At 64.9% G+C, this 6,005-nt stretch carries 7 protein-coding genes and 1 pseudogene; 6 read left to right on the top strand and 2 right to left on the bottom strand.

The window, feature by feature from the left end; genetic code table 11:
* Window positions 1-429: 429 nt before the first annotated feature.
* On the top strand, window positions 430-1,332 hold the full coding sequence (locus ABN028_RS34910; RefSeq protein WP_349699623.1) for an aminoglycoside phosphotransferase family protein: 903 nt from the start codon (window positions 430-432) through the stop codon (window positions 1,330-1,332).
* 156 nt (window positions 1,333-1,488) lie between these two features.
* On the opposite strand, the gene ABN028_RS34905 is transcribed toward ABN028_RS34910, so the two are convergent.
* The gene (locus tag ABN028_RS34905) at window positions 1,489-1,758 is read right to left on the bottom strand and encodes a mycothiol transferase (protein ID WP_349699622.1); all 270 of its coding nucleotides are present in this window, start codon (window positions 1,756-1,758) and stop codon (window positions 1,489-1,491) included.
* 181 nt (window positions 1,759-1,939) lie between these two features.
* Here ABN028_RS34905 and ABN028_RS34900 point away from each other — a divergent pair, with 181 nt between their 5' ends.
* The 5 genes from ABN028_RS34900 (at window position 1,940) to ABN028_RS34880 (ending at window position 5,641) form a co-directional block, all read left to right on the top strand.
* A complete protein-coding gene (locus ABN028_RS34900; protein ID WP_349699621.1) occupies window positions 1,940-2,455 on the top strand; it encodes a hypothetical protein in 516 nt (171 codons plus the stop codon).
* 63 nt (window positions 2,456-2,518) lie between these two features.
* Window positions 2,519-3,469: a fructosamine kinase family protein gene (locus ABN028_RS34895; RefSeq protein WP_349699620.1), complete on the top strand. Its 951-nt coding sequence runs from the start codon at window positions 2,519-2,521 to the stop codon at window positions 3,467-3,469.
* Window positions 3,470-3,567: 98 nt separating this feature from the next.
* Window positions 3,568-4,416: a phosphotransferase gene (locus ABN028_RS34890; RefSeq protein ID WP_349699619.1), complete on the top strand. Its 849-nt coding sequence runs from the start codon at window positions 3,568-3,570 to the stop codon at window positions 4,414-4,416.
* A 442-nt stretch (window positions 4,417-4,858) separates the two neighbouring features.
* A complete protein-coding gene (locus ABN028_RS34885; protein ID WP_349699624.1) occupies window positions 4,859-5,362 on the top strand; it encodes a TrmH family RNA methyltransferase in 504 nt (167 codons plus the stop codon).
* 18 nt (window positions 5,363-5,380) lie between these two features.
* On the top strand, window positions 5,381-5,641 hold the full coding sequence (locus ABN028_RS34880) for a hypothetical protein (protein ID WP_349699618.1): 261 nt from the start codon (window positions 5,381-5,383) through the stop codon (window positions 5,639-5,641).
* A 239-nt stretch (window positions 5,642-5,880) separates the two neighbouring features.
* Here the strand turns inward: ABN028_RS34880 and ABN028_RS35730 are convergent.
* A pseudogene (locus ABN028_RS35730) lies at window positions 5,881-6,005 on the bottom strand (IS630 family transposase); the annotation flags it as partial.

Below are 6,005 nucleotides of genomic sequence, written 5' to 3'. Positions count from 1 at the left end.
CCCCACGAGTACCTCGACGACCTCACTCCAGCCAGGGCCGAGGAACTGCACTACATTCACAGAAGCACACCGACAACCGTCGGGTGACTCAGGAAACCGAGTCCCCGGACACGCCGGGAGGTCTCAGAGGGCTGCTGTCTCGCTCTGGTTGATCCCACCCAGATGTGGCGGCCGGTGACACGTCTCGTGCCGGCAACCCGATTGCCGTTCCCAGCCGCTACTTCTGTCATAAAGTCTGTTGGCACTGATCCGACAGGCCGCTCAGGAACTCGTTGCACAAAGAAGGTTGATCTGCGCTCAACGCTCGTGACCGATGTCGGCTGCGACAAGTCGCGAGCGGACGCCAAGCATGGGCCAGGCGTCCCTGGCCGGTGGTCCCGAACATATTCCGTTGCCGACCTGCGCGCCTCTTCGTAGCATTCGACCGCCATGACAGGGATATCTCAGCAGTTGGTGTGGTCGAGCGCGGAACGCACGCTCGGCGAGAAGCTCATCCACGTTGAGTTCGTAGGCCTGGAGTCCAACCACCTCTACAGGCTCGTCACCACGGAGGCACGGTCGTACTCCCTACGCATCCCGCGTCTGGAACCAGATCGCCTCACGCCATTCTGGCAGTACCTGCAGGACACCTTCGGCCTTCGCTATGGCACACAGCTGTCGAATGTCGGCCCGCTGCTGCGCGCCATCGACGACGACGGCATCCTCCAGACGCCGCGTCCAGTGGCAACCACCACGGTCGGCGCCAAGTCGGCCTACATCTTCACCTGGGTGGACGGCACGTCCTGGGAATCGGGTGAGTTTCCGAACACGAGACAAGTCCACGAGCGTCTCGGCAGATACCTGGCGCACCTGCACCAACGCCGGTACCAGACGTTCGGAACGTTCTCTGAACATCGACTCGATCCCACCGAGTTCGTCGTCCGTACGAACGCAAGCCTGCAGAACACCATCGCGCGCTTCTGGACCCACCGCCCGGACCTCGGCGAATGGTTCGACCGGCACGCAAAAACGATGAACCCGGACGTGTTCTCCGGGCACCTGTCGCCGATCATGCCCGATTTCGGCGCCAACCAGTTCGTCTACCGCGATGGTGCGCTTGCCGGCGTGGTCGACCTCGACTCTTACGTCATCGGCCCACGCGAACTCGAACTCGCCGGCGTCGAACTGTGCCTCACCCGGCCGCAGGACTTCCGCCGCGGCTACGAAGCAATCCTGTCGCTGCCGCGGTTCGAGACGTTCCGGAGCTACTGCAGATTCTGGATCCTGGTCTGTGAAGCGGCCGGTGACCCGGACCTGGAGAAGTTCCTCACCTCCAACACCTACTTCGACTAGTGGTTGGCCCGACGACGACTACGCCGCTGTCTCACCCGGGGAACGTCAACCGTCGATACCTGGGCGAGCACGACGGCGACCATGCGGGTGTCCGCAAGGGATCCCTCAGCGGACACCGCAGCGGTATGCGGCCGCCAGCGGGTGGTCGTTAGCGTTTCACTGGCCGGTGGTGCCGTCGATCGCCTCGCGGATGATGGCGGCGTGGCTGTTGTGCCGTGCGGTCTCCTGGATCATGTGGGCCAGGATCGCGCGGAGGTTGACCGGCGCGCCCCAGGGCGTGGTGACGACGTCGTCCAGCCCGCCTGTGGCCACCACCTTGCGCGCCCGCTGGCATGTGCGCATGTACAGCCCGACCAGCCAGGCCGCGGTCTGGTCGGGGTCCGACCCGGAACTCGGCCTCCGGTAGCTCCCCAGATTCCCGTTCAAACAGGACACAACGCTGTCCGGTTCCCTCCCGTAGTGTCGCCGCCGAGTTCGGGCGTTCGACCGCGGTGGAAGCAGAGCCAAGATGACCACTTCCAGGGACACGGGACGAGACGGAGAGTTTGAGATGGCCACGATCTGGTGTTCGGCAATCGCGGCGCAATACCGGTCAACCCTTGAGGACATGGCCATCGTCCTGCGCGGTTGCCCAGATGAGCTGTGGGAAGCGAGCATGTGGGAGGTGAAGAAGGCTGACCAATGGGCGTGGCCTCCGACGGATCGTGATGGGCGACCGTTCGATGACCCAGCGGTCCGCGAGCGCAAGTTCCAGGCCATGTGTGCAGTGTGGCGAATGGCCTACCACGCGCTGTACTTCACCGATCTCGATCTGTCCACCGGGCAGGCTGATTGGGCACCGCCGGCCCCGTTCTCCCTGCGCGACGAGGACGGCTACGTCGTTCCGCCCACGTACTCTCGCGACCAGGTGCTCGGCTACATCGACCACTGCCAGCGAAAGGCCGACAAGCTCTTTGGCGACCTGACCGATGATCAGGCGGCCGCACAGGTCGACGAGTCGCACCGCTCCGCTGGGACGCCGCTGGCGGACGTCCTCGTCGGAGGCGTGGTCCACCTCCAGCTTCACTCGGCTCAGGTGCGCACGTTCCTCAGAAGCCAGGGCGTCCGTTGCGCCGACGAGTGAGCACCACGTCAGCGGCGTCTGATCCATCTGAGGTCAATACAACAATGCAAGGGAGCTGGCTCGGTGCGAGGACATGAGGGTCTGGACGCTGCCGTCCTGCTGTTACGACGCCAGGGAATGATTGCCGAGGGAGAGTCGGTAACAAGCAGACGCCTGTCCGGCGGCACTATCGCGCAGGTTGTGCTGGTAGCGGCTCGCGACGGTCGCCGATGGGTGGTGAAGCACATTCCCGGGCTGCCTGCGTCTGCACTGGCTGCCGAGGTCGAAGGCCTGAGCGCACTCGGAGCCAGCGGTACGGTGGCCGTCCCGCGAGTACACCACCAAGGCGACGACGCAATCGTCATGGAGGCCTTGCACCCAGCCGATGGCGACAGCCCGACGTTCTGGCAGCGGCTGGGGCAGGACATCGCCGGCCTGCATGCGGCAACCCGGACGGACCGGCACGGTTGGCGAGACGACAACTGGCTGGGCGGGCTCCCGCAGCACAACGGATGGGAAGCCGATGGCCACCGCTTTTTCGTCGAGCGTCGGGTGCTGAGATTTCTCGGCGAGCCGCGGGTGCGCCAGGTGTTGTCGGCGGCGGACCGACAGGCCATAGAGCACTTCTGCCGACGACTGCCCGACCTGGTTCCGGTGATGCCTGCCGTCCTGCTCCACGGTGATCTGGGCCAACATAACGTGCTCGCCGGCCCAACCGGCCGTCCTACACTGATCGACCCGGCCGTCTGCTACGGCTGGGCAGAACTCGACATCAGCATCTTCTGGATGTCGAGTTCTGGCCAGCGATCGTCGGCCGTGGACCGGTTCTTCGCCGCATGGCAGGAGGCCGCCGCGCCGGAACCCGGCTGGAAAGAGCGGGCGCCCCTACTGTCCATCCCCGCGGAGCTGAGCGTCCTGGCCGAGTTCGGGGACGTGTGGGGCACCGCAGACCACCTGCGCGCCACAGTCGCCCCGTTCCGTAGGCAGGCTCAGGCGATACCCGCGAATGGCGACAAGAACAACGCAGACGGTTAAGTACACCCCTGTCGCGCCGGTTCTTCGAGGATGAAGTTGCTTCCATGTTGGGAGAGGACCCACCTGTGCCCAGGACGTCTGAACCTACGCAAGAGCTTGTGGATGAGATCAATCAGGCGCACGGCGTTCGCTTTGTTCTTCGCGAGCGGTGCCAGGACGGGTTCGGAGGAGCTTGGCTGTTGTCTGACAGCGATGGCCGGCGTGCAATTCTGAAGCTCAACACCGACATGGCGCGGCATCTGCCGCAGCTCATCGACAGGATCCGGGCCGCTGGCTATCCGACGCCGCGATGGCTCGCGGCTGGCGAGACCGTCGACGGCACTGCGTACCATGTCGTGGATTTTGTCTCAGGCGAGCCGATGTCGCGTTCCCCATTGACACTGCGCGTGGTCGAGAACCTGATCGAGGTGATTGAACGCCAAGCCGGCCTTGATCCCGATCCGACGGTGGATTGGGCCGGGTATGTCTGGGACTGCGCGTTCGGCAACGGCGAGAACGATCCCCGGCCGATGACGCGTCAGCTCGGCCAGTCAGGCATCGAGTTGATCGAGCGCTTCGACGACCTGATCGCGCCGTACGCCGGTCTGGAGTTGCCTCGCATTGACTTGGTGCACCGCGACCTCAACACCACCAACGTGATGCGCCAGCACGATGAGATCACCGGCATAGTCGACGTCGAATCAATCGGCAGCGGTACCCGGGCGCTGGACTACGCAACGCTGCTACCCAGGGTCCTGAAGCAAGGAGCCAGTCCTGAGGTGATCGCTGCCATTCGGCGGGCAGGGCAAGCGGTAGCAGGCCCTGGCGTATTTGCGGTTTGTGGAGCCGCCGTGGCATTCGACTCGGTTCGCTCGGTGTACTACCAGGGCCGCGACAAGCTGCCTGGCGTATTCGCAGGTGTACTCATAGACCTGCATCACTTCGCCACCGCCCTGTCGGACGGCTAGATGGGCCAGCGATCGCTCGCGAACTGCCCGGTCGCGGGACCTGGCCCCGCGATCACCGGGCAACTGGCTCTGTCGCCTTGCCTGCCCGGTTCACGATCCCCACACGTACGGTGTGGGCTGATCAACGTTTGCCGTCGGAGAGTCTTGCCGCGACGGCAAACCAGTTCGGATCAGTTTCCTCATACGGACAGGCCCGTCGCGCCGCTTGCCCGGGTCACTAGGCTGGCACGCGGACCGCTTCACAGAGTGCCTGGATGATGGAGTGTGTATGACGCTGACGCTGGTAGGTGACGGCATCGAGAACCCGTGGAACGCACGAGTGATGAAACATGCCGCCGCGATGTTCGGGTGATCTTGCCACTTCCGTGACCACGCCGGGCTTGTCGGAGCGTGGCAGGACGCGGGATTCGACGGCGATCTCGACCCGCTCTCGACGCCGGAGCTGGTTGGCGGGTATCGGCCGCTGATCGCGCTGGACAATGTGCCGGGCGCCACGGACGTGTACGGCTTCCGTGCACCTGCCGGGCAAAGTCCGGCGCTGGTAGCCGGGAACGAGCGCAGGGGCGTGGCACACGATGTCGTCTCGGCGGCACACGCCTTCGTGCAGATACCGATGGCGTCGCGCAGGCTCAACACGGTGAACGTGGCGGCGGCCTCGGCGGTGGCGCTCTACTATCTCTCACGCGGTGGCGGTGGCAGGCTCCATATGAGCAGCCAGCCGCGGAAGCGGCGCCCGGAGCTGTTCATCGTTGGCGGCGCGGACCATGTGGAACTGGGCAGCGCCATCCGTTCCGCCGGGGCGTTCGGGTGGGAGCGGGCCATCCTTGATGATCGCGCGGGGGCATGGTTCGGCAGTCCGCGCGCCGTCCGCACTGAGGGCCGCGCCGCAGCCCGCAGCTATCGCAACCCGATCAAGCTGGTGCCAGCAAAGCCAGGCGGCACCTGATCTTTCGAGGAGGTGTGCGTGGTCACGCTTCGGCGCGAGGGTGTACCTCTGCACCGCGCCAACCTTGCCCGTGGCCCGCGCCAGGCGCTCGTCATTCCGGACGAGAGCGCCGTTGATGTGGCGTGTGAGCCGTGGGACCGGTTGGGCCGCACGGTGCGCTTCGTGCACCTTGACCTACCGGCACGGGACTTCCCTTATCACCTGCGCCTGATCGCTACCATCGCTCTCGCGGAGGTTGCCCGGCAGGTAGGGCAGCGCCCGCGCCCCGCACGCGGCTAGATCCTTGCGGTCCGGATCGGGCCTTTATTCCGATTACGGATACGTGTACGGCACGATGGCCAAAGGCAACGGCTGTCGCCAGGTATCCCTGGTGATCTGAAACACCGTGAGGAACGTTAGACAACGAGGGGAGCGGTGCGATTAGCGAGTCGTTCGAGCCCGCGGTGATGGGCATGGGTGGTCCGAGAATCGCGTGGTCGAGCCTGCCGGCAGACGTCCGTTCCGGGCTCGAGAGGACGCTAGTACCCCGTGGTTGAGATCTTTTGACGGTTCGTTTTGGTGAGGATCTGGTCGGCGGTCTTGGTCCAGACGAAGGGGTGGCAGCGGTCGTTCCAGCCGGTGATGAATTGGCGGATCTTGGTGA

The sequence above is a fragment of the Actinopolymorpha sp. B17G11 genome (genome assembly GCF_040196095.1).
Taxonomy (GTDB): domain Bacteria; phylum Actinomycetota; class Actinomycetes; order Propionibacteriales; family Actinopolymorphaceae; genus Thermasporomyces.
This window is presented reverse-complemented; position numbering and strand designations above follow the sequence as displayed.

Coding starts and splice junctions, on each gene's coding strand:
- ABN028_RS34910 (WP_349699623.1), top strand. CDS start 430: ATGACAGGGATATCTCAGCAGTTGGTGTGGTCGAGCGCGGAACGCACG.
- ABN028_RS34900 (WP_349699621.1), top strand. CDS start 1,940: ATGGCCATCGTCCTGCGCGGTTGCCCAGATGAGCTGTGGGAAGCGAGC.